Here is a 236-nt window from a genome sequence, read left to right on the forward strand (position 1 = left end):
GCGTATCGGAGTACTGACCGGCGGCGGCGACTGCCCGGGACGCAACGCGGTCATCAGGGCCGTCGTACGCACGGCCGACGCCCGATACGGAGCCTCCGTGGTCGGCTTCCTCGACGGGTGGCGAGGGCTGCTCGAGGACCGGCGTATCCAGCTCCGCAACGACGACCGCAACGATCGCCTCCTCACCCAGGGCGGCACCATCCTGGGACCCGCTCGCACCAATCCCGACAAGTTGC

1 protein-coding gene is annotated in these 236 nt (G+C 69.9%); it reads left to right on the forward strand.

What is annotated here, in order from left to right; genetic code table 11:
* Positions 1 to 236, forward strand: a 236-nt coding sequence (locus tag AC0IX4_RS23350) for a 6-phosphofructokinase (RefSeq protein WP_471831462.1), incomplete at both ends; no start/stop codon positions are given.

The organism is Rhodococcus sp. AC861, from assembly GCF_979256035.1.